At 60.2% G+C, this 21,705-nt stretch carries 17 protein-coding genes and 4 pseudogenes; 12 read left to right on the forward strand and 9 right to left on the reverse strand.

The window, feature by feature from the left end; translation table 11 throughout:
- Nucleotides 1–197: 197 nt before the first annotated feature.
- Nucleotides 198–377: pseudogene (locus AB4Y34_RS01965) on the reverse strand (sorbosone dehydrogenase family protein); the annotation flags it as partial.
- Nucleotides 378–739: 362 nt separating this feature from the next.
- The gene (locus tag AB4Y34_RS01970; protein ID WP_368715076.1) at nt 740–2,335 is read right to left on the reverse strand and encodes a neprosin family prolyl endopeptidase; all 1,596 of its coding nucleotides are present in this window, start codon (nt 2,333–2,335) and stop codon (nt 740–742) included.
- Nucleotides 2,336–2,903: 568 nt separating this feature from the next.
- On the opposite strand from AB4Y34_RS01970, the gene AB4Y34_RS01975 reads away from it, so the two are divergent.
- The 3 genes from AB4Y34_RS01975 to AB4Y34_RS01985 are packed head-to-tail and all read left to right on the forward strand — an operon-like array spanning nt 2,904 to nt 6,502.
- Nucleotides 2,904–3,878: a MurR/RpiR family transcriptional regulator gene (locus AB4Y34_RS01975; RefSeq protein ID WP_368715077.1), complete on the forward strand. Its 975-nt coding sequence runs from the start codon at nt 2,904–2,906 to the stop codon at nt 3,876–3,878.
- 57 nt (nt 3,879–3,935) lie between these two features.
- Entirely contained in the window at nt 3,936–5,504 is a 1,569-nt protein-coding gene (locus AB4Y34_RS01980) for a peptide MFS transporter (protein ID WP_368715078.1), read from the forward strand.
- A gap of 23 nt (nt 5,505–5,527) precedes the next feature.
- Nucleotides 5,528–6,502 (forward strand): isoaspartyl peptidase/L-asparaginase family protein, encoded by a 975-nt coding sequence (locus AB4Y34_RS01985; protein WP_368715170.1) that lies wholly within the window; start codon nt 5,528–5,530, stop codon nt 6,500–6,502.
- A 221-nt stretch (nt 6,503–6,723) separates the two neighbouring features.
- Here the strand turns inward: AB4Y34_RS01985 and AB4Y34_RS01990 are convergent, their stop codons facing one another.
- Both AB4Y34_RS01990 and AB4Y34_RS01995 read right to left on the reverse strand, forming a co-directional pair.
- Nucleotides 6,724–7,110, reverse strand: coding sequence for an NAD(+) diphosphatase (locus tag AB4Y34_RS01990; protein WP_368715079.1), 387 nt, complete (start codon nt 7,108–7,110; stop codon nt 6,724–6,726).
- Nucleotides 7,111–7,113: 3 nt separating this feature from the next.
- Nucleotides 7,114–7,803 carry an NUDIX-like domain-containing protein gene (locus tag AB4Y34_RS01995; RefSeq protein ID WP_368715080.1) on the reverse strand — a complete coding sequence of 230 codons (690 nt, stop codon included), beginning with the start codon at nt 7,801–7,803 and terminating at the stop codon, nt 7,114–7,116.
- A gap of 67 nt (nt 7,804–7,870) precedes the next feature.
- Between AB4Y34_RS01995 and AB4Y34_RS02000 the strand changes: the two are divergent.
- A pseudogene (locus tag AB4Y34_RS02000) lies at nt 7,871–8,125 on the forward strand (LysR substrate-binding domain-containing protein); the annotation flags it as partial.
- Between the two features lie 274 nt (nt 8,126–8,399).
- Here the strand turns inward: AB4Y34_RS02000 and AB4Y34_RS02005 are convergent.
- Nucleotides 8,400–8,798 carry a hypothetical protein gene (locus tag AB4Y34_RS02005; protein WP_368715177.1) on the reverse strand — a complete coding sequence of 133 codons (399 nt, stop codon included), beginning with the start codon at nt 8,796–8,798 and terminating at the stop codon, nt 8,400–8,402.
- Here AB4Y34_RS02005 and araH point away from each other — a divergent pair.
- Together araH and AB4Y34_RS02015 are read left to right on the forward strand one after the other, a co-directional pair.
- A pseudogene (gene araH, locus AB4Y34_RS02010) lies at nt 8,745–8,859 on the forward strand (L-arabinose ABC transporter permease AraH); the annotation flags it as partial. The gene AB4Y34_RS02005 and the pseudogene araH sit on opposite strands and share 54 nt — an antisense overlap.
- Before the next feature lie 18 nt (nt 8,860–8,877).
- Nucleotides 8,878–9,672: an SDR family NAD(P)-dependent oxidoreductase gene (locus tag AB4Y34_RS02015; RefSeq protein WP_176384221.1), complete on the forward strand. Its 795-nt coding sequence runs from the start codon at nt 8,878–8,880 to the stop codon at nt 9,670–9,672.
- 690 nt (nt 9,673–10,362) lie between these two features.
- Here AB4Y34_RS02015 and AB4Y34_RS02020 read toward each other — a convergent pair.
- Nucleotides 10,363–12,024, reverse strand: coding sequence for an NRAMP family divalent metal transporter (locus tag AB4Y34_RS02020; RefSeq protein WP_368715081.1), 1,662 nt, complete (start codon nt 12,022–12,024; stop codon nt 10,363–10,365).
- Nucleotides 12,025–12,110: 86 nt separating this feature from the next.
- The gene (locus AB4Y34_RS02025) at nt 12,111–12,260 is read right to left on the reverse strand and encodes a hypothetical protein (RefSeq protein WP_176384159.1); all 150 of its coding nucleotides are present in this window, start codon (nt 12,258–12,260) and stop codon (nt 12,111–12,113) included.
- Between the two features lie 1,496 nt (nt 12,261–13,756).
- On the opposite strand from AB4Y34_RS02025, the gene AB4Y34_RS02030 reads away from it, so the two are divergent.
- The 6 genes and pseudogenes from AB4Y34_RS02030 (at nt 13,757) to AB4Y34_RS02055 (ending at nt 19,004) form a co-directional block, all read left to right on the forward strand.
- The gene (locus AB4Y34_RS02030; RefSeq protein ID WP_368715171.1) at nt 13,757–15,190 is read left to right on the forward strand and encodes a carbohydrate porin; all 1,434 of its coding nucleotides are present in this window, start codon (nt 13,757–13,759) and stop codon (nt 15,188–15,190) included.
- Nucleotides 15,191–15,395: 205 nt separating this feature from the next.
- A pseudogene (locus tag AB4Y34_RS02035) lies at nt 15,396–15,653 on the forward strand (MgtC/SapB family protein); the annotation flags it as partial.
- A gap of 81 nt (nt 15,654–15,734) precedes the next feature.
- The gene (locus AB4Y34_RS02040) at nt 15,735–15,863 is read left to right on the forward strand and encodes a hypothetical protein (protein ID WP_255209029.1); all 129 of its coding nucleotides are present in this window, start codon (nt 15,735–15,737) and stop codon (nt 15,861–15,863) included.
- 621 nt (nt 15,864–16,484) lie between these two features.
- Complete coding sequence (locus AB4Y34_RS02045; protein WP_176384156.1) at nt 16,485–16,625, forward strand: hypothetical protein; 141 nt, start codon at nt 16,485–16,487, stop codon at nt 16,623–16,625.
- Nucleotides 16,626–16,747: 122 nt separating this feature from the next.
- Complete coding sequence (locus tag AB4Y34_RS02050; protein ID WP_368715172.1) at nt 16,748–18,424, forward strand: Nramp family divalent metal transporter; 1,677 nt, start codon at nt 16,748–16,750, stop codon at nt 18,422–18,424.
- A gap of 364 nt (nt 18,425–18,788) precedes the next feature.
- The gene (locus AB4Y34_RS02055) at nt 18,789–19,004 is read left to right on the forward strand and encodes a hypothetical protein (RefSeq protein ID WP_368715082.1); all 216 of its coding nucleotides are present in this window, start codon (nt 18,789–18,791) and stop codon (nt 19,002–19,004) included.
- 488 nt (nt 19,005–19,492) lie between these two features.
- On the opposite strand, the gene AB4Y34_RS02060 is transcribed toward AB4Y34_RS02055, so the two are convergent.
- Both AB4Y34_RS02060 and AB4Y34_RS02065 read right to left on the reverse strand, forming a co-directional pair.
- On the reverse strand, nt 19,493–19,789 hold the full coding sequence (locus AB4Y34_RS02060) for a copper chaperone PCu(A)C (RefSeq protein WP_368715083.1): 297 nt from the start codon (nt 19,787–19,789) through the stop codon (nt 19,493–19,495).
- Between the two features lie 548 nt (nt 19,790–20,337).
- Nucleotides 20,338–21,027, reverse strand: a complete 690-nt coding sequence (locus tag AB4Y34_RS02065; protein ID WP_368715084.1) for a response regulator transcription factor — start codon at nt 21,025–21,027, stop codon at nt 20,338–20,340.
- Between the last annotated feature and the right edge of the window lie 678 nt (nt 21,028–21,705).

A 21,705-nucleotide genomic window follows, 5' to 3' on the forward strand; every position in this document is an offset into this window, starting at 1 on the left:
GCGTGCCGAGTCGTTTGCCTTTCAGAGAGCAAGCATCTTTCCCTGCCGACCACTTCGCGCGTCAGCTAGTGCCAGGTGAGGATCGCGGAGTATTCGGCAGTTCCGATGGGTCGCATCTGGTCGCTATCGCTGGCCTTGCAGGCGACACTCATCAGAAGCTCAGCCGTAAGGTCTTTCTGTGCGGAGTCTATGCAGCATCATTTGCCTGCCGGCGGGATGTCCGCCGACTCGACGCTTTTGCTCGGCGCTACTCGCCATACAGCGTTACCGACGTCGTCAGCCACGAGCAACGCCCCGCGTGCGTCAAGTGCGGCGCCAACGGGTCGACCCACGGCGTAGCCGTCTGCCGTCAGAAAGCCGCTCAGGAAGTCCTCAGGTAGTCAACAGGTTTCGCTTCCACGCAGTAGACCCTTGGGTTCAAAATCGTCGAGAGTCGACGACTTTCGCAAAAAGGGCCTGTTTTAGCCGTCTATTCGCATGACGGCGAATTCCGGCAAAGACCTATGCTGTCACCCGTCGCGATGAACAGGCGCGATCGGGGTTGTGAGGAGAAGAGCGCATCCCGCGGCTTCAATTGGGCCGCGGGGAATGCGTCGGTGATTGGCATGGCCCGTGCCAATCCAGAAATGTGCTCAGCAACGCCTTGGACCGTTTCAGAAAGATCTGCGCCCGTGGCGGCCAAACGGGCTTCGCATGGGCGCCGTTGCCGCTATATCGGCTCATGTCCGTTATCGCATGGCTAATCTGCCAACTGCGCGATGACCTCGAATGGCTGATGGGCACCATGGACCTCAGAGATATAAAATCCGCGCTGATTCGCCTGGACCAGGCTAAGACCCAAATGTTGAAGCACGGGTCCCAACTCGACGACGGAATTGTTCCCGAGGCCCGTAAAACACGTGGGATCGCCTCCGGGTCGATCGATGGCAAGATTAAAACTGATTTCATTGACGTTGTCGGTCGTCCCGGTGACGAGAAAGCGTATTGCGCTATTTTCTCCTCCCGGCGGCTCAAGGAACCGGTCGTTGCTGGCGCGAGCATGTTGCGCCTCTGTCCAGTCTTTACCGTCCCAGACGCCCTTGGGCAGTGGGACATTGTCGGTAGGCCAGGTCGCCAGAATGTTGGTTGGTGGCGTCGGGCCGCCTACGTATAGATAGCTGCCCCAGCTACCGCCGCTCTTCATATCCATCAGAATCGTATAGGGGGCCGCTCCGCCCGGGGTCGCCACGTCGCTCAGCGCTGAACCGTTGTGATCGACCATGGCCCCGTCCATGCTGGACTGATTGCGAAGGTTGCGCAGGTACGCCGCCTTGCCCGCCTCGGCCAATGCCTGAGTGCCGCTACCCATCTGATCTGCAGTCGCTTCGGGACTTTGCAGATCGGAATAGACTTCGCCGCCCGACGCAATCCATTCGACCACGCTTCCTAGCGCTTCCGGATTGAAGAGAGAGGCCGGGTAATAACCCATCCAGACGCCTTCGGCACTCACCCACCAGTTCAATTCCCCGGTGCCGGGTTCGGCGAAAAGCTGAAACTTCATCTGAAGGTCATATTGCGAGCCGTCGAATGCGCTGATGCTGGTGATGCCGATTCCAGGATGGACAGTCCGGCCGGTTGTACTGGGACCACTGTATTGAACCCATCCTTTATGGATGGCGTTATAGCCGCCGATATTGCCACCATCGCTCGCATACGAGTTCGTCGTGTAGTAGGTGAAGACGTGTGGGAGCGTGTCGCCGTTGAGGATTCTGTCAACGGTCCAGCCACCTTCAAGAGATTGAAGAGCCGTGTCGCTGCTACTCTGCAGCCAGATTTGGAGGATCGAGTGGTCTTCGCCGCTGCCACCGCCGGGAACGTTGATGATCGGATCCCAAACATTGAAGTAACCGTCCCAACCGTAAAAGGTTCCCGACTCGCCTGAGGTATTGTGGAAATAGCCGGCGGGGTTGGGATTGGCTGGCGCTTCACCGCGCCGATTGCGGTTCACGCGCAGTCCTCCCCGTTTGGCCAGGTAATCCGTCAGCGCAACCGCGCGATTCAGGCGCGAAAGATCGGGTCGAACGATTGGAACCGTACCGGACGGACCACGCTCCACGGTCGGATCGTCCAGTTCGAAGACCACCGGCCTTGCCTGACGCAAGGGATCATCAAAACGCTCCTGTGGAACTGGTGGCGGCGTGGCGATCTTGCCGCCAGGAACCTGGCTCTCGATGGGCACCCAATCCAGCAACGTTCCGCTGGGCGTGCTGGTGGTCTTCACGATATGAAGGGAGTTCTGCCGCTCAGTAAGCCACTGAACGAGTTCCGGGTTCAAAAGGTCTTGTTTCGCTGACATGGACGAGTCTCCGGTGGGTAAATGACCAAGTGGCGGATCCTCGCCAACCTGGTCGTCGGCTCGCAGAGAGTTCAGTCGCGCGATAAGCAACACACTGGTTTGGACGCGAGGGACGCTACTGTGGCTAGAGATTGGACGAGAACAAGCCCAGGAGATTTAAAAAGGTCCGTCGATGAACTTGCAGTTCCTCAAGGTGATAAGACCTGCTACATGCCGTCAATTTTCGCCGAGCGAATCAAGCAGAAGATATATCGGCAATCGACTACTCGAATCAGCGAATGGGCCGTTTTAGCCTTGAAAGGGGCCATGGAAGTGGCGCCGGGCCCACGGTCAGAAATTGTGTCGACTGCCGCCCGACGCGGCCGATCTATGGCCGACTCGCCCGCCGGTCCAGGTCGGGCCGCGGTCGACCACACGTCCGTTACACAGGTAGTCAGGCGAATTGCACCCTGGCACCTGCTTGCGCAGTTGGATGAATAGAAATTTTCACAATGTCACAAACTTGAAAATTAGAGTTCACTCGACCATACTAAAAGCGTTCCTTCACTCAAACACGCCATTCCTGCCTGTGAGCGAAACCGAACTGCCCGACGCGATCGAGCGCATTCACTGTGCATCCGCCACCGCGTCGGAGGCGTTGAAGCCCGTCGCACGATGGCTTGTCTCTCATTCGCTCGACGCCGCGACGCTCACGATCGAGGAAGTCGCCAAAGCGTGCGGAGGCTCGGTGGCCAGCGTCAACCGGTTCGCCAGGTACGCTGGATATCGCGGGTTTTCGGATCTGAAGGCGGAACTTGCCGCAGTCGTGCGGCAAGCGCTGCAACCGGTGGAGAAACTGGAAGCGCCGACGGCTCAGGAAGGAATCGGCGCATGGCTGGCAGATCACCAACGCAACCTTGTCGCGATGGGTTCGTCGCTGCAACGAGATCGATTGGCCCAGACGGTGACTCGCATCATTGCGAGCAACGCCGTGTATTGTCTCGGGCTAGGTCTGAGCACCTATTTGACCGGGCTATTGGCGGACACGTTGATGCCGTACCACCGGCACGTCGTATGGGCCGCTGCTGGAGGAGGTAGCGAGCAAGCCGCGCGGCACATGGCAAAGATTGGCGCAGGCGACACATTGATCGCGATCTCTCTACCCCGCTATTCGCGCGACACGGTCGAACTTGCTCGATTTGCCCGCGAACGCGGCGCTTTCGTCGCCGCCCTGACCGACAATCCAACCGCGCCTCTCGCCGCGACGGCTGACGCGGTATTGTTGGCTCCGGCTGAGCATCGGCTGCTGTCGTCGAGTGCGGTGGCGATGGTGGCGCTCATCGAAACATTGACATCTGAAGTGCTGAAAGCCACACCGCAGACAAAAGCAATGGCGGCCACTTTGTCGCAAACGGTTCTGCCATACCTCGTGTTCGACACAACCACATCGACGAGGGCGAAAGCCGAAGCAGGCGCGAGGCGCGGCAGCAAGACCAGGGTCATCAACCGAAAGGGTGGCGATGGCGGTACTGTTGCGACCCGCAAACTTCGCAACCAATCGTGACATTGCGACGATCGCCCTAAATTGTCTCAGCAGGTCGAGAAGCAGAGGAGGCGCAAAATGAACACTACCTCGGATAGCGCGGTCGGTTCATCGGTCCAGCAACTCAGGGACACAACGGGGCTTGCGGGGCATCCGCGCGGGCTCACCACGCTGTTCTTCACCGAGATGTGGGAACGATTCAGCTTCTACGGCATGAGAGCCATTCTCGTGCTGTACATGGTTGCGGCTCCTGGGCTCGGCGGCCTCGGCTACGACACGCCCCATGCGACGGCGATCTACGGTACGTACTCAATGGCCGCGTTTCTGCTCGCGCTTCCCGGCGGCATCATCGCCGACCGGTTGCTCGGCACGCGTCGGGCGGTCTTGATCGGCGGCATGATCATCGCAAGCGGCCACTTCACCATGGCCATTCCGGCGGTGCCGACGTTCTTCGCCGGACTCGTGCTCGTCGCATGCGGGACGGGTCTGCTCAAGCCAAATGTGAGTGCCCTTGTAGGCGGCCTCTACTCACAGGATGACGAGCGCCGCGACAGCGGGTTTTCGATCTTCTACATGGGCATCAACATCGGCGCATTCCTCGCACCGCTTGTCTGCGGCTTTCTTGCGGAAGCGGAGCCATTCAGGAATTTGCTGCGCTCATTCGGCATCGATCCAGTCAATAGCTGGCACTTCGGTTTTGCAGCGGCAGGCGTCGGCATGTTGCTCGGTCTGATCGTTTTCTGGCGGCAAAGAGTCCGTCTCGAGCATGTCGGAGACAAGCGCGCGGCAAAGCCCGTCCCGTCAGCACAGAAGCAGCAGGGCGGCCTGCTGCGCACGACGGTCTATATCGCGCTCGGCGCCTTGACGGTCATCGGTACGTTGCTCGCCGGAAGTAACTGGCAGAACGTGCTTCCGTTCCTGCTGGCTTTCGATGCGCTCGTTCTGGTCGTCATGATGGGCCTGCAGGAACAACTGACAGTTGCCGAGTGGAAGCGCCTTGCCGTGATGGGTATCTATTTCATCGTGACGATTGCTTTCTGGGCCGCATATGAACAGAAAGGCTCGAGTTTGAGTCTCTTTGCCAAGGAAATGGTGCAGCGAAATATCGGCAGCTTCCTCGTACCGGCAGCCTGGTTCCAGTCGCTGACCGCCTTGTACGTGATCCTGCTCGCGCCGGTGTTCGCGGCGCTCTGGGCGAAGCTCGGCCCTCGTCAACCCTCGAGCCTCGCGAAGCTCGCCCTGGCGCCGCTGTTGATCGGCATTGGCTATGCAGGGTTTGCGATCATGTCGTCGTCGCTTTATGCCGGCGCCAGGATCAATCCGCTCTGGCTTGCCGGTCTGTTCCTGTTTGAAGTGTTCGGCGAGCTCTGCCTGAGCCCTGTCGGCCTGAACCTCGTCACGAAGCTCGCACCGGTGAGCCTCGTTGGATTGATGATGGGGCTCTGGTTCTTCGGAAGCTCATTCGGCTACAAGCTCGCCGGTTACCTCGCGGGCTTTTACATGCCTGTCCCGGCACGGCTGACATTGCTCTATGGGGGCATCGCCGCCGGGCTCATCGCCGTGTCTGCCCTGCTGTTCCTCATGATGCCGATGATGAAAAAGCTCGTCGGGGACGAATCGGCCCAGGCCGTGACTCACGCGCATTGATCGAACACGGTACGAGGCGTGAAATGGCACAGTACATCCTGGCAATTCATGGGGGCGCCGGAACGCTGCAGCGCGGCGTCATGTCGGCGGAACAGGAAGCCGCTCATCGCACGGCACTCGAAGGCGCGCTCGAGGCAGGCCATCAGGTTCTGAAAGGCGGCGGATCGAGCGTCGAGGCCGTCGTCGCCGCCGTGGTCGCATTGGAGGATTGCCCACTTTTCAACGCAGGGCGTGGCTCCGTATTCACGCATGCGGGCACCCACGAAATGGACGCGGCCATCATGGAGGGCCATACCGGACGCGCAGGCGCGGTGGCTGGCGTGTCTCGCATCAGGAATCCCGTCATCGCGGCACAACGCGTGATGGATCGTTCCACTCACGTGTTGCTCTCGGGAGCGGGTGCTGAGCAATTTGCTGCCGACGAAGGACTGACTCTCGAGAGCCCCAAATACTTCTACACCGATTTCCGCTGGCAGCAATTGCTCGCCGTGCGCGATACCGGGCGCGAATTGCTTGATCACGACGGCACTGCACTGCTTTGCAAAGACGATTCTGGCGACGCGAGCCGGCTCATCAATGGCGAGCACAAGTTAGGCACGGTTGGTGCCGTCGCGCTCGATGCAATGGGGCGTCTGGCCGCGGCGACGTCCACCGGTGGCCTGACAAACAAGCGCCACGGGCGAATCGGCGATTCTCCGCTGATCGGCTGTGGCACGTATGCCGACGCACGCGTGGCCGTGTCCACGACTGGAACGGGAGAAGCGTTCATTCGCGCTGTCGCGGCCCATGACGTCGCAGCGCGGATGAAGTACGGTCACGTAACAGTCGAAGAGGCTGCGCGCATGGTCGTGAACGACGTGATCCCGCAGCAACGCGGCACGGGAGGGCTCATTGCCGTCGATGTCGAGGGGCATGTATCGATGCCGTTCAACACCGAGGGGATGTATCGCGGCGTTGTTCAGAGCGATGGCAGGTGTTACGTCGATATCTATGGGTAAGGGAGAGCGCTTCGCTATGCCATGGACGAGAGCCCTCGGCCCGTAGCATGCGGCGCCTGAAAGCGAAGTGCCGCGAACGGCGAACGCCCCAAAACGATCCGGGCGGCGTGCTACCTTTCCATGCAGTTTTGCGAAGTGGAGGGAGTTACACGGTTTGTCAGTCTTCAGTTGACTAGTTGGTGTGGTTCAACTAGACGCGCGAGCTTGGTTTCGCCTTCGGTTCAAATACGCAAGACCGAGACGCCGTTTGAAGCGTAAGCCTGCAGTAGATGGTGAGCGATAGCGAATGGCTTGGGCGCTGACAGGCCGCGCCCGTGCGTTCCGACGAGCATAGCGGCAACTTCTGAGCGCTGAAACCATCGAGCATCTTCGAGCTCCATGGTATCGACTACGATATCGGCATCGCTCGCCTGGGCAAAGCAACCGATCATCAGTGACGATGGAAATGGCCACGGTTGCGACGCAAAATAGGCAACCTGCGTGCAATGCACGCGTGCCTCCTCGAGAACTTCGCGGCATACCGCATCCTCGACCGTTTCACCTGGCTCGACGAAGCCAGCGAGTGCCGAGTACATCCCTGGCGCAAAGTGCCGCTGGCGTCCCAGCAAGCATTATTCGCCATCGATCACGAGCATGATCACGACGGGATCCACGCGTGGAAAGTGGCTCGTTCCGCAAGCGTCGCAGGTACGTTGCCAGCCTGCTGCGGTAGGACTGCTCCTGGCGCCGCAGTTTGCGCAGAAAGAATGGCGGCGATGCCAGTCGAGCATTGCTTTCGCTTGGCCGAGCATTCCAAGCACGGCCGGAGCAATGAGGCCCTGCAGCGCGATCGAGCGGAGGTCGACGCGTTCGAGATCCGCTCGGGATGACTGGTCCTTAAGGGCATCGCCAAACGTGAAACCAAGCGCGAAGCGCGCATTCCCATCGGCCTCCTGGCCCAGGAAAACGCTTTGGTGAGGTTGTCCAAAGGAGGTCGTTTCGTCCCCGTGAAACCATGGATCGTGTTCGCTGCCTCGTTTGAGGACTGGAACGTCACCGTCGAAAATCAGAAAGCGGGTAGTCGTGGAAATGCGCAGACCATCGATGAACGCCTGGTCTTGACGTTTCTCCGAGCGACGGTCAAGCGGATTCAGATTGAAGCCGATAGAAGAAGTGTAGTGGGCTGTCACGGAAGTGATTTCTAGGGACTGCGTCGTTCCGAAAGTATCGCATGCAAGCACCGTAGCAGTCGAAGCGCAGGTCCAGTCCGAGTTGCCGTCGCAGCGGGATGTACGTTTTAGCGCTGGATAGTACGCTTCCATCAAAGCGCCTTCACCTGCGAGCCGCGAACAGGTCGCTCAACCAACTGCACACCAAGTTGCACGCGCGTCGATTTCGGTGATCGTGCAACTCGTGCGCGATGGATTTGGCGTGGCGGCGATTCCGCGCCTCTTTGTCGACGATCTGATCGCCCGCGGCGAGGTGGTGGAGTTGCCGTTGCAGCCTTTGCCGCCGTCCATCGTGGTGTCGATGTCACGCCGCGCGGGTGCGCCGCTGCTTGTACATGGCGCGGCGAACGCGGCGCGTGCGGCATGTCACAGGTATTGCGAGTTGGGGGATCCGCGCTCGATTGAACGCTTGTAAAACCGGGTCCTGCTGACATCCGTTGAGGAGATGCAATAGACAACGCGTCGTTTGAGCGTCAGACGGGAGGACGCCACTAAGCCGGATCTGCTTAGCCCATAAGAAACCATGCATGGGGCACCGCCGGTTTCGTCGTCGCACAGCATGTTCGCATGTGATTCGTCCGTCGAGTTGTACTTCCCGAAACCGCGATCTTCCCGTTTCCTGATTTGGGCGTAAAATCCAAGCCGTCGCCTGATGCCGATTCGGTGCCTGGAACCTGAAGTTCTACTGGCTATGTAGCGCGCAGTTGTGCGTCTGATTTTCCCGGCACCTTGTACAGGTGGCTGGACAGATCGGCCCGCTGGTCGACGAATACGTCGAAAAGCAGTCGCGTTGGCCCAACGCATTGGTGCAAGGCAGGCGACGGGTGTGCCAACGTGAAGCTCAAGAACACTGGATGTGCGACCTCGACGAGCCAGTCCAGCTTCACCAGGCCATCGTCGCCATCATCCCTGAACTGGTCAAGCGTGGCCAAACCCCCCCTCGGCAGCGCCTCCGAAGTGTCGCCCAGATCATCGGCGGCAGAAAAGAACGCCGCCGTGCCATCGAGCGCGACGTCGCAGGGCGGGGCATCGAAGACAACGTGATCAATCTGCTTAACATCGCGGCGTTCTGTCAGTACCTCGTGCACGGCGTGATTCTGCTCGCGGCGGTGCTGCTTGATCGATTAAAAAAATCGCGGTGTACGCGATTCTCAATACGGAAAGTCAATGGCAACTTCTATCAAAGAATCTTCTGGACAAGCACGGTACGCGAGCTATCCCAGTCTGGTCGACCGGGTCGTGCTCATCACGGGCGGGGCGAGTGGCATTGGCGCTTCGTTCGTCGAGCACTTCGTTGCGCAAGGCGCCCGTGTGGGCTTTCTCGACATCGACATGAACGCGGGAACAGCTCTTGCCGAATCGCTCGGTAACGCGCGCCATAAGCCGCTCTTCGTCGCCTGCGACGTCACCGACATCCCCGCGTTGCACGCGGCCATCGCCGAGGTGCGGGCTGCGTTCGGACCGATCGAGGTGCTCGTGAACAACGCGGCGAACGATCGCCGCCACGCGCTCGCCGACGTTACGCCCGAGTCGTTCGATGCGGGCGTTGCAGTCAACGTGCGGCATCAGTTGTTCGCAGCGCAGGCCGTGGTCGAGGATATGAAGGCCGCACGCGCGGGCTCGATCATTAATCTCGGCTCGCATTGCTGGATGCTCAAGAGCAGCCAGTTCCCGGTGTACGCGATGAGCAAGGCGGCCGTACAGGGCCTGACGCGCGGGTTCGCCAAGGAGCTCGGCGCGTATGGGATCCGCGTGAACACGCTCGTGCCGGGCTGGGTCTTGACCGAGAAACAGCGCAACCTGTGGCTCACCGACGAAGGCCGCGAAGAGATACGGCGCGGCCAGTGTATCGACGAGGAAATGGAGCCCGGCGATCTCGCGCGCATGGCGCTCTTCCTCGCGGCCGACGACAGCCGCATGATCACGTCGGAGGATGTCATGGTGACGGGTGGCTGGTCTTAAGCCGATTCTCGCCCGGCGGTTTCGCCCATTCTGATCTGCCACATAAGACCTCCTCGTCGACATGTCCGGTGCATGCTTTAGCCGCTATTGCCGCCTCCTCGGCCTATCCGGACCGGAGAGTCTCGATTGCGGAGTGAGGCCTCATGCGGACTCCGTGCGAATTGCTTCGTTTTACGGCTATCACGACTCAACCTGCAGGCGCTGCAGCAGCGCGCGGCCGGAATCCGTTAGCCGCACGATGATCCACCCAGGCGCACGATCCTGGGTCTCTATAAGCTGCCGAGTCTGCAGGGCTCGCATGTTTGGGTCGAGTGTCTGTACCCGCATTTCCCGGTTCGCCAGCGTTAGCAACGTCCCGATTTCATGGTGGCTGAGCATCGAAGTCCCCAAATGAAAACATGTCAAGGACGCCGCGAGAAAGCCCCTTTAGCAAGCCTGTTCGCACCATGCTTAAAAGGGTTTAACAGGAGCAGTCCGCTGACGATCCTGGTTTGCGAGTAACTCGCCGTCTTCTTAGCGTCGATTTCTTTCAGACACCGGTGCGAGAATTCAACGACGCGGGAATTCGATCACGGACAGTTTCCGGCAGGTTGAAGGCGCAGCATGTGACCCACATGCTTATGCCTGCACGCAAAATCGTGCGCCGCGCGTTCCAAAAATCGGGGCAGACGTGCGCCTGCCCGATTTGCTTTAGTGAATGGCCATCTGCACGACTTTCACGATGACGAGACCCACTGCGACGACGAGGTAGGTGCGCAGCACGCCCATCCATACGCGTGTCGACAACGTCAGGTGCTGCGGCGCCGACAGGTCTTCGAGCGGCGGCATGCGCCACGTGTTGCGCAACTCCTTGAGGGCTGGCTTGTTGAGCGGCAATGCACCATGACCGACATCCGCGCCGCGCGACTTGCGCGAGAGTTCCACCGCGGCGTACACGGCCATGGCTAGCCCGCATCCTCCCACGAGAATCTTGACGATCGCCGCCCCGCTGATGTCCGGAAACACGGTGGCCGCGGTCAGGATGATCGACAGCACGACGAGCACGGCAATCACTGCACCCGTAAACACGTTCAGTTTCTTCGAATTCACCCACGGGCCAAGCACCGCCTTGTCATTGCACAACAGCAGCAGGAACACGGTTGCGCTCGGCAGCAGTACGCCGGCAAGCGTCTGCACAGCTTCAGTCAACAGGCCAAGCGGGCTGCCCGGCATCAGCACGAGGGCCGCAGCGAGCGCAATGATGCCGAAGTAGACGAGATAGAAACCCTTCGCGTCAAGCACGCTACGATGCAGTGAGTGTTTGACCTTGAACACATCGCCGATCGCGTAGGCGGTCGAGAGCGAAACAGCGGCAGCGCCAATGATCGACGCGTCGAGGAGCGCGACGGCGAAGATCGTAGCGGACGTCTGGCCGACGTATTTGTGGAGACCCGCAATCACGCCACCCGCATCAGTGAAGTTGCCGAACTCGGGCCGGCCTTCAAAGAGCGCAGCCGTGAAGGCCATCATTGCCACGGCGCCAATGATCACGAACGCGATACCAATCCAGAGGTCGGCCTTTTCGTACTTCATGAAACGCGGCGTGATGCGCTTGTCGATCACATAGCTCTGCTGGAAGAACAGCTGCCACGGTGCGACGGTCGTGCCGACGATGCCGATGACGAGCAGCATCACGTCGGAGAGCTTCGAATTCGCCGGCCAGGTCGGCACGAAGAAATCACGCGCGATGACGCTGACAGGCGGGTGGATCGAAACGAGCACCGGGATCAGCAGGAGGCTCAACAGGCACAGGACAATCGCGAAGCGTTCGAAGCGCCGGAAGTCTCCCGTACTGACCGCCGCCATCGTCAGGACCGCGGCGATGCAGACCCCGAGAACTTTCGAAACACCGAGAAAGTCGAGCGCAAACGTAATGCCGATGAACTCGGTGACGATCGTAAGCGCATTGAGCAGGAAAAGATCGATGACGCTGAAGGCACCCCAAAACTTGCCGAAGCGTTCAAAGATGAGGCGTGCGTGACCGACGCCCGTCACGGCGCCCAGGCGCAGGACCATTTCCTGGTTCACGTAGAGAACCGGGATCAGCAGCGCGAGCGTCCAGAGCAGCGACGTGCCGTAATTCTGGCCAGCTTGCGTGTACGTGCCGAACGCGCCGGCATCGTTATCACCGACCATGACGATGAGGCCGGGGCCGAGGATGGCCAGCAGCGTGCGCAGACGCGCCATCCAGTTGCTGCGCGGGGCGGTGTCGTGGCGGGCGATCGTGCCGAGGGCGCCCTTGATATCGCCGACGTGTGCGTCGTCGAGCACAGCGGCGCGGCGCTGTGCGATGTTTGCAGGTGTGGTGGACATTTGGACTTATTCCTTATCCGTAACGCCTGAATTTGATACCCGGAAGGCCGGCGCGTTGCCGCGTGCCGGGGTAACGCCACCGGCCGTCAGTGAGCGAGCTTCCTGAGGGTCGCCCGGATGGCGGCGACCACACGAGCCGATGCGTGCGAACGGGCGTCGAGCGCAAGCATGCCGTTGTAGTGCGAGCGAGCTTCTTCGACGTGCGGAAGTTGCGGAAGAAGGAGTGCAAAGTGCATGATGATTTCTCCAATAACTTGAAACGTGGCGCCTTTGACCAGGCCTGCTCTCGTTTCAGTTCACGCGCGCCGAAGCGCCCGGGCGTGGTGGAGGAACGTGTGCGGCCAGATGTCAGGCGAAGCGAGCGGCGTTCGACGAGAACGCGTACTGTGTCGTGCAGGAACAAGGCTCAGGGTCGGGCATCGTGAACTCCTCTGGCGTTAGGGTCCGATTCAAGCTTGACGGACGTGTTTAACTGCACGCCGGATTCGCGCGACATCAGGTGCGCGAAAACGGCGTGAACAAGCGGCGCCGCGAGCCAATGGCTCGACGCGCCGAAACGTCTGGACAAATGCGCATTAGCGCGCACGTGTCCATGACGGCGTCCAATCGAAGTGATGCGCGGGAGAGAAACTCGGTAAGCTACTGCGGCGCGCACCGTCTGCCTGATGGCAGGACGGCGGCTAAGGAAGAATCCAGGCGGGCGTCGTGCCGGTCAGGCAGAAAAACTATTCGAAGGTCGACTACTGCAACTGTCCAAGGCATATGCCCCTTTCGTGGAAACAGGCGAATTCTAGTGACGACGCGCAAACCGAGTCAACGAAAATTTCGAAGATTTTTCTTTCGAATCCGTTACTGGCAGTGGATGCAAATCATTCGCATAAGTCTTCGTTGCGCATTCACGCAGCAGAGACTATGTCTCGCGAGTTTGCGTTCGGTATCCCTTTTTCAAGCTACTAAGCACTGCATGACAATTTCTGCTTGCACGTTCGCAGACGGCGCGCATAGAATCCGCCCTGTCTTAGAAACAGGAGAGTCCTTCGTGGACGCAAGCCCTAGTAGTCGATCTTGTACGCCGGCCTGTGCCGGCACCCAGACTGCAATCGCGCGTTAGCGACGCCGGACTTTCCTTCCTGCCGCTGACTCCGATTGTCGGGTCAGCGCGCTTCTTCTGGACCGCCTGTGTGGTCTATCTGTAGCTCGCTCCCATTTTTGCTTAAGAACACCGACAGCGCTTGATTGCGCTGGCGGCGTGCCGCTTATCGAACGTTGCCCGGCCTGGCCGGGCTCGACGGGAGTTGAATCATGCATATCGAACGCTTTCTTCACGTCTCACGCGCTTACCTGCGTACGACGCTGGCAATCGCACCGCGCCGCGAACTTGATGGACCAGCCCAGCTCTGGGGGCACCCAGGCGCCCTCCCCACCCGAGGCAGTGCAACGCGGCACCTCGGTCGCGGCCCTCTGGACCACGTCAAAACGTAACACCGGCACTACTTCATGGCCCGCCTGAGCCGGCCGTCGCGAATACGACCCCTAAAACTGCCGCCTGCAGCGAGGTGACGCCGAACACCTTCCTGCTTCGGCGTCGCTCATTCATCAGTTCGTTTACCAGAAGAAAGCAAAAATGATCTCCTTTGCCACGCCCACACAAAACGACAATTGCATTGGCACGCGAGGCCTCCTCGACCCATCCTCGCGCATTAAGCCGCTCTGCGCCACCGCAGCGCTGTTGATTGCGCTGACCGTCGGCATATCCGATCCGGCCTACGCACAGTCGCAGTCACCCGCTCCCATATCGGCGGACCACGACTCCGCCCCAGCAACGAACACCGACGCAAACGCGGCACCGGCCGACGCCGCCCCGGCGCCCTCCGGATTCTGGGAGCGCTCGAACCTGCTCGGCGACATGGGCGGACTGCGCACGTTGCTGGGCGACCACGGCGTTACGTTCAACGCCCAGGAAACCAGCGAGCTCTACGGCAACTTCTCCGGCGGTATCTCGAAGGGCGCTTCATACAACGGCGCCACACAGTTCGGCCTTAACGTAGATACCGACAAGGCGTTCGGCCTGAAGGGCGGTACCTTCTTCGTCGATGCGTTGCAGATTCACGGACACGGCATCACGGCGGCACGCCTGAATTCGCTGCAAGCGGTGAGCGGCGTCGAGGCCGAAGCGTCGACGCGTTTGTGGGAACTCTGGTACCAGCAGGCGTTCGGCGACAGGTTCGACGTCAGAATTGGCCAGCAAAGCCTTGATCAGGAATTCATCATCAGCCAGTACGGCAGCACGTTTGCGAACGCGACATTCGGCTGGCCCGTGCTGGCCGCCACCGACCTGCCTGCGGGCGGCCCCGCCTATCCGCTCTCGTCGCTTGGCGTGCGCCTGCGGTTCAAGCCGAGTGATTCGATGACGATTCTCGGCGGCATCTTCGACGGCAACCCCGCGCCGGGCAACGGCGACCCTCAGCAGCTTAACGGAAGTGGCACGCAGTTCAACCTGCACAACGGCGTCATGATGATCGGCGAGGTCCAGTACGCGATCAATCAGCCGCCCGCAAGCGGATCCGGGGCGGCACAGCCGAGCGGGCTACCAGGCACCTACAAGCTGGGCTTCTGGTACAACAACAATCACTTCGCGGATCAGCACCTCGACACCAACGGCATCTCTCTCGCGAGCCCCGCGTCGAACGGCGTGCCGGCCACGCATCGCGGCAACTTCAGCATCTACGCCGTCGCTGACCAGATGGTGTGGCGCCCGAGTGCCGACAGCCCGCAATCCGTCGGCGTATTCACGCGTGTGATGGGCGCGCCGGGCGACCGTAACCTGCTTGACTTCAATATCAATGCGGGAGTCGTGCTGAAAGCCCCGTTCAAGGGCCGGGACAACGACTCGGTCGGGCTCGCGCTCAGCTACGCGAACGTCAGCTCAAGCGCGAGCGCGCTCGATCGTGACATCGCAACGTTCCAGACGCCAGGCTACCCCATGCGCTCGGCGGAAACGGTGATCGAGGCAACGTACCAGTATCAGGTTGCGCCGTGGTGGCTGCTGCAGGGCGAACTCCAGTACATCTTCCATCCGGGTGGCGGCATCCCCGATCCCAACAACAGCGGTGCACGCATCGGCAACGAGGCCGTGGCTGGAGTGCGGACGGTAATCACGTTCTGATGGTGTGACGCTGTGCGATGTTCGGGCCTACCCACGATTTTGCGAACAGGCCCGGATATATACGGCCACTAAAACGCCGCGTTCGCTCCGGAAATGGTCGCGCGATTTTCTTGGGACGACTGTCGCTTAAGGCGAAAGTCGCATTCCCGATCTACAACCCGCAGACAATATCCCTCTGACTCGCCACGGAACGCTGCAGGTGAACGTCGTGTGCCGCGAACAGGACGAGACTCATATTCGCACCCTGCTCTCGAATTCGATGTACTCGCAGCCGTTGCCGTTCCAGGGCTTCGTTAGCCAGGACGTCGAGGGTGATCGGTCGCGTGTCGCGGTCACCGCGACCGTACGCGGGCACCCGAAATACCAGTCGAAGCTGGAACTGATGGCGAGTCGAATCAGCATGGGAAAGGGTGTATCCAGCATCAGCTGGTCAGCAAGGGACGCTGAACCCATGCCGGAATGAGCATCGAATCCGGAGAGATTGCCGAGACGTCACCCGCTGACGATGATGCCTTCACCGGCCCGGTTCAATGAAGGAGAACACATGCTAAGTCCGCACGAATACGCAACGCTGGTGATGGTACGAGACGCGCCTGCACAGATCGACAGGCAGAGACTGGAGTTAAAAACGCTGCTCGAAAAATTTGATGTGCTCTTTGCAAATCCAGCTTGAACCAGCGCCGCGATGCCTAATCGGTCATCGAAAGATCCAGAAACGGAGCGCCTGACAACGACCGTCGTTTACGCAAAATATACGGTTCTGCTTACGAATTTACATTGACCTGTCCTTTATTCGTCTCCTAAACTTTAAAAGTCTTCAGTAAGGGGGCTTGCGCCTTGGACACCTGCAGTAGTCGACCTTCGAACCCATTCGCTGCCTGACCGGCAAGACGTCCGCGCCCGCCTTTCCGAGCCGCCGTCCTGCCAGCAGGCAGACGGTGCGCGTCGTAGCAATATTCCCGTGCACCTTTGATTAGCACATGTGGAGCCGCCTTCGTGCGCACCGCATGGCATCGCGCCGCCAGACTGAACTCGCGGCGCGCTGATTCGCGCCCGGTCGATTCATCTGAAAACCGGCGCGTGGTGAAACGCGTATGCAGCATTCGCCGCATGCGAACTTGAAGCAGAAAGGAGTCGAAATGCAAGACAGCGACAGTTATCCCTTATGGCAATCACCTCGATCACTAACCGAGGAAGGCAGACAGACCGCGGCCGGATCCCTTTGACGTGCCCCGTGCCCGTGTCTGCTGGCTTCCCGCAATTACGCATCCACCCAGACGCACGGAGCAATATCATGAAATTCGGCCTCCTCCTGTCGAACCTCCCGCACGTCGATGAAGCGCGCCTCCACTACGACGCGATGCTGTCGCTGCAGCGCCATGAATCGCATCGGTTTGCCATCTTCTGGCACCGTCTGAAATCGCTTTTCTCCTGAGCACCGGGCTGTGCTCCGCCATACGCGAGGGCAAATGCGGTCGTTCCGTGACCGTGTCCTCGCGTATCCCGGATTGCCAAGCATTTTCGTTTCGCAAATCCGTCACCGGGGAAGGAAACAAAATGTCCATTCCAGCAGAAACCTCAGCGGCGCGCAGCGCCGTGCTAGAACGCAGCGCGGTCCTCGATGAAGCCCATCTGGGCGATATCACGGGTGCGCTGGGCACCATCGCGCACCACGACATCGCACCGCGCACGCATTGGTGGGCGCGTTTGCGTACGCTGCTTGCGATCCTCGGCCCCGGTCTGATCGTGATGGTTGGCGACAACGATGCCGGTGCATTTGCCACCTATACGCAGGCCGGGCAAAACTACGGCACCACGCTGTTGTGGACGTTGCTGCTGCTGGTTCCAGTGCTTTACGTCAACCAGGAAATGGTGCTGCGTCTGGGCGCCGTGAGCGGTGTCGGACATGCGCGTCTGATCTTCGAGCGCTTTGGGAGGTTCTGGGGCGCGTTCAGCATCGTCGACCTGTTTCTGCTGAACGCACTGACGATCGTCACCGAGTTTATCGGCATCACATTCGTACTCGACTTCTTTGGCTTCTCCAGGCTGGCGGGCGTGTGCATCGCGGCAGCGCTGACGATGGCCGCGGTCAGCACCGGCAACTTCCGCCGCTTCGAACGCTTCGCCATGCTGCTGTGTGTGCTAAGCCTGCTGCTGGTGCCGGTTCTGGTGTCGATTCACCCGCCGGTTGCCCAGATGGCGCGCGACTTTTTCATTCCGAACTGGCCCGCGCACTCGAAGCTCTCCGATGTGATGCTGCTGGTCATCGGCATCGTGGGTACGACGGTTGCACCGTGGCAGCTGTTTTTTCAGCAGAGCTATGTGGTCGACAAGCGCATCACGCCACGTTTCATCCGCTACGAAAAAGCGGACCTGTGGATCGGGATCGTGTTCGTGATGATTGGTGCGGTGGCGATGATGGCCTTCTGTGCCGAGCTGTTCGCCGGCCGCCCCGGATTCGGCAATTTTACGGATGCGGGTGGCGTGATCGCTGGCCTGGAAAAATACGCTGGACGCACCATGGCGACCTGCTTCGCCATCGCGCTATTTGACGCCGCGATCATCGGCGCCGCGGCGGTGTCCCTGTCGACCGCCTATGCGATCGGCGACGTGTTCAAGATTCGCCATTCACTGCATCGTAGTGTCGCGTCCGCCAAGGGTTTCTACCTGGTGTACTTCGGCATCGTCGCCGGTTCGGCGGCGCTGGTGCTGATCCCAGGCAGCCCGCTCGGTCTGCTGACTCTGGCCGTGCAGACCCTGGCGGGCGTACTGCTGCCGAGCGCCACGGTGTTCCTGCTGCTGTTGTGCAACGACAGGGCCGTGCTGGGTCCTTGGGCCAACTCGATGAAAGTGAACCTGTTCACAGGGACGGTGATCTGGGTGCTGGTCATGCTCTCCATCATCCTGACAGCTTCCGTGATGTACCCGGACATGAGCGGGGAAACAATGCTCGAGGTGCTGGCCGGCGGCACTCTGCTGGCCATCGTTGGCTATGCGATCACCGTTAGCATTCGCAGGCTGCGCCGTGAACCGGCGGACGGCGCCGCCGGAATGACCGCACAGGCGTCTCCGGAAGGCGCCCGTCAGACATGGCGGATGCCACCGCTCGACGAGTTGCCGCCCGCCAATCTCACGCTCGCCAAGCGGGTCTGGATGGGCGTGCTGCGCGGCTATCTGCTGATCGCGGTGGCACTGGTCATCGTGAAGGTCGTGCAGATGACGTTGCTTAAATAGCACCCGACGCGCCTGCCATCGGGCAGACGGGGCAGGTTGCGAAGGATGGTGGCGATGAGCCGCATACGAATGCTTTCGGCACGGTCAAGCCGGATCACGGCGCGGGCCAACGCGGGCCGCACCGCGCGCGTTCGCCGGGCATGGCGGGACAGGCCGCTTAGCCGCATGGAGTGGGCGCTGCTCGCCGCTTGGGCATGGATCCTCATGAGCGTACTCTGGGTCGTGCCGATCGCGAGACTGATCAGGTCACTCAGGCAGACATACTGAAGGTTGTACCGCGGCCGGATGGCAGTTCAGTATTGGTGCGGTGTCACTGACTGACGGACACCGTGATGGCCCGACCGCCGGCGCGAGGGATTCGACTATGAAAAATCACTTTCTTGCAGTATTCCTGATCGCAATTCTGGTATTTGTCGTCGGTGCCCTCGTGACTTTTAACGAGAGCTGTGAGGTGCCTGCGTCGAACGCCACGCGTGTCGTCGCTGATGAATTGCCGGGCAACGGATCGCTGAACGGAGCGGCGTCTCATTGCCTGCTCTATGGGAAATACTGTCTCAGCGACACTCTGCGCGGCCGATAGGAAGGCCTCAGAGAGGGCGAGGTGATGGGAGCGACGGAGTTCCACATGGGGGGACCGTTCCGCTTTTGTGACGGGCACCTCATTTCCGTACATCGGACGCTGGAAAAGGCGCGCTATCACCCATGCCGACAGCGGCATAGTGCAATCCCGATCGGAGATCTGTCGACGCGGCGAGGAGTCCAAATCTCCCGCCCCGCCGCAATAGCGCTCAGGTTACTTCCACCGGACCTTTGTGAGCACGCTTCCCCGGATCTTGACGAGTCGACCAGGGAGGCTAAACGCGGACTGCCGGCGTACGAAATATTCCGAGTTCTGCAGGCACCTAGTACGGCGAAAAGATGTCTGCACTCCCAATGCTACTTGCCACGGCTGCTGCCACGTTTGTAGCAACGAACATTGATGACCTTGCCCTGCTCATCGGCTGGTTTCCAGATCGCAGCTTTCGTGCACAGCACATCGCTATTGGGCAATTTCTTGAAATCACCGCGCTAGCCGCAGCCAGCGTAGTCATTGACTTGCTCGGGATATTGCTGCCACAGCCAATAATGGGGCTTCTGGGCCTTCTCGGACATTACGTGATACCCGCCCGGCGCGAATGTCAGTGTCCCGTTGGCCGGGACGGTCACCTTGTCGACCATGACCATCTTCGACGTGCTCCCGGTAGTCTGCGTCTGATGCAGCATGGACATGCCGAACGCTTCCGTGCTGACACCTTCGAGATCAACGGGCTTGTCACCCATGTTCATCAGTTTGAAGTAGCCGCCGGACGGCACGTCGCCTGGCATCGAGCGGATCCAGCAGTCGGACACCATCATGGCGCCCGACGAAGCGGCGAAAGCGGTTAGCGAAGCAGTCACGAGCGGCAGCGCGATAACCAGGCGGAAGAAGGGGGGTGCATGGCATAACCTCCTGTTCTACGTTAAGGAAAATGTGCCGGGTCGGCGGGGCGTGGGTCGCCGCACGAGGGTGCGGCTCGATCGTCATACCGGTCGCGTGTCCACATGGCTCGCGGAACGGTGAATTGAACGACGTGCAGGAACAGTCCGAGTGCGCCCGCGCGACTACGGATTACGCGGCGCTGGGGATGAGCGCGTCCACCATGATCCATTGGCTGCCTTGCGTGCCGGCCTCCTTCTGCAACCGTGCGGCGTCGCGAACATGACACTCCACCGGGAAACACGGGGCCGCATGCGCCGAATAGCGCTCCGAAATGGACTGTCGCCGTCGGTCGGCGCGCCGAGCCGAGCCTACCTTGACCAAGCCTTGCAACGATACAATTGCGCACACATGGCCATGTGCCGCCTGATTGGCTTCGCGACCAACGCCCCGTCCCTCACGCTGCGCGTTGCAGCGCTGCCCTTGGCGCGCGGTCAGGATTAAGTCTCGTGGCGATTTTGACCAGTTCGGCAAGCGAGCGTACGTTCATCTTTCGCATGACCTGCGCGCGGTGCACCTTCACCGTGATCTCCGCGATGCCCAATTCGCCCGCTATCTGCTTATTCAGAAGGCCGGTCACCACCAACGTCATGACCTCGCGCTCGCGTCGACTTAGTGAAACGTAGCGATCTTGGATCGCCTGCAACTCCGCCGCCTCCCTCATCGCCGCACGGCTTAACTCGATGGCGTGCCGGATGGCATCGAGCAGGACCTGGTCGTCAAAGGGCTTGGTGAGAAATTCAACTGCTCCAGCTTTCATGGCCCGCACCGTCGTCGATACGTCGTTGTAGCCGGTGATGAAGATGATTGGCATGTCGGTACGCTCGGATGCAATACGATTCTGCAAGTCGAGGCCGCTGAGATCGGGAAGACCGACGTCCAGCACCAGGCAGTTCGGCACCCTGGCGGCCGGATGTCCGAGAAAGTCCTGCGCGCAAGCAAACGTCTCTGCCCTAAGACCGGCGAAGCGAACCATTGCTTCGAGCGACTCACGCAATGAGACGTCGTCGTCGACGACGAAGACGACCGGCGTCGCTTGCTCCGGCGGCATCTCGAATTTACGTTCAACTGCACGGATTGGGGACATTGGCAACTCCGCAGTAGGCACCCTCGGCGCACAATTTTTGCCATTTATTTATGGCACCAGAACCTAAATCACGAAACCACCGAAATGCGCTTTTAGCGTCACACTCCCGCAAAGGCCGCTTCATTATCCGCACGAATTCCATCCTTGTGATGTCTGCCCGGGTCCGCAATGACAATGCCGACGGGGTACGGCAGGTCGAGGCAGGCAGTTACGCATGATAGGCTTGGCAAGCAATACAAGCCAAGAATTGTCATGGATACATCTAGGCTTGCGTCAGCTGTGCCTATTCCGCGACACGGTTCGTGTTCAGCACTGCACCTATGCGAGGCCTCGTGCAAGCGACCCGCTCGCGACCACGCAGAAACTCGCACGTTATTGGCCGACCGAGTACGACTGGCGCAAGGTCTAGATGGCGTTACTTACGCCGCCAGCACTGCTCGGCAGGGCCAGCATCGACGCCGGCAGTCGGTTGCTGACGTCACCTGTGCTTTGCGCTGCGGCAATGCACTCGTCGAAGAGACTGCTCCATGTCTCGAAGTTCGCGGCGATGCGCTCCGGATCGCCGCGCTGTGATCCTCAATTTCGAGACTCAGGTTTCCTGGCAAACAGCCTCGAGCCCGCGACGGGCGGTAGTCTTCATTTCATTCCCTCAGCCAAGAAAAAACGACCAGTCATCTA

The organism is Paraburkholderia sp. BR10954 (genome assembly GCF_040965775.1).
Lineage (GTDB): Bacteria > Pseudomonadota > Gammaproteobacteria > Burkholderiales > Burkholderiaceae > Paraburkholderia > Paraburkholderia youngii.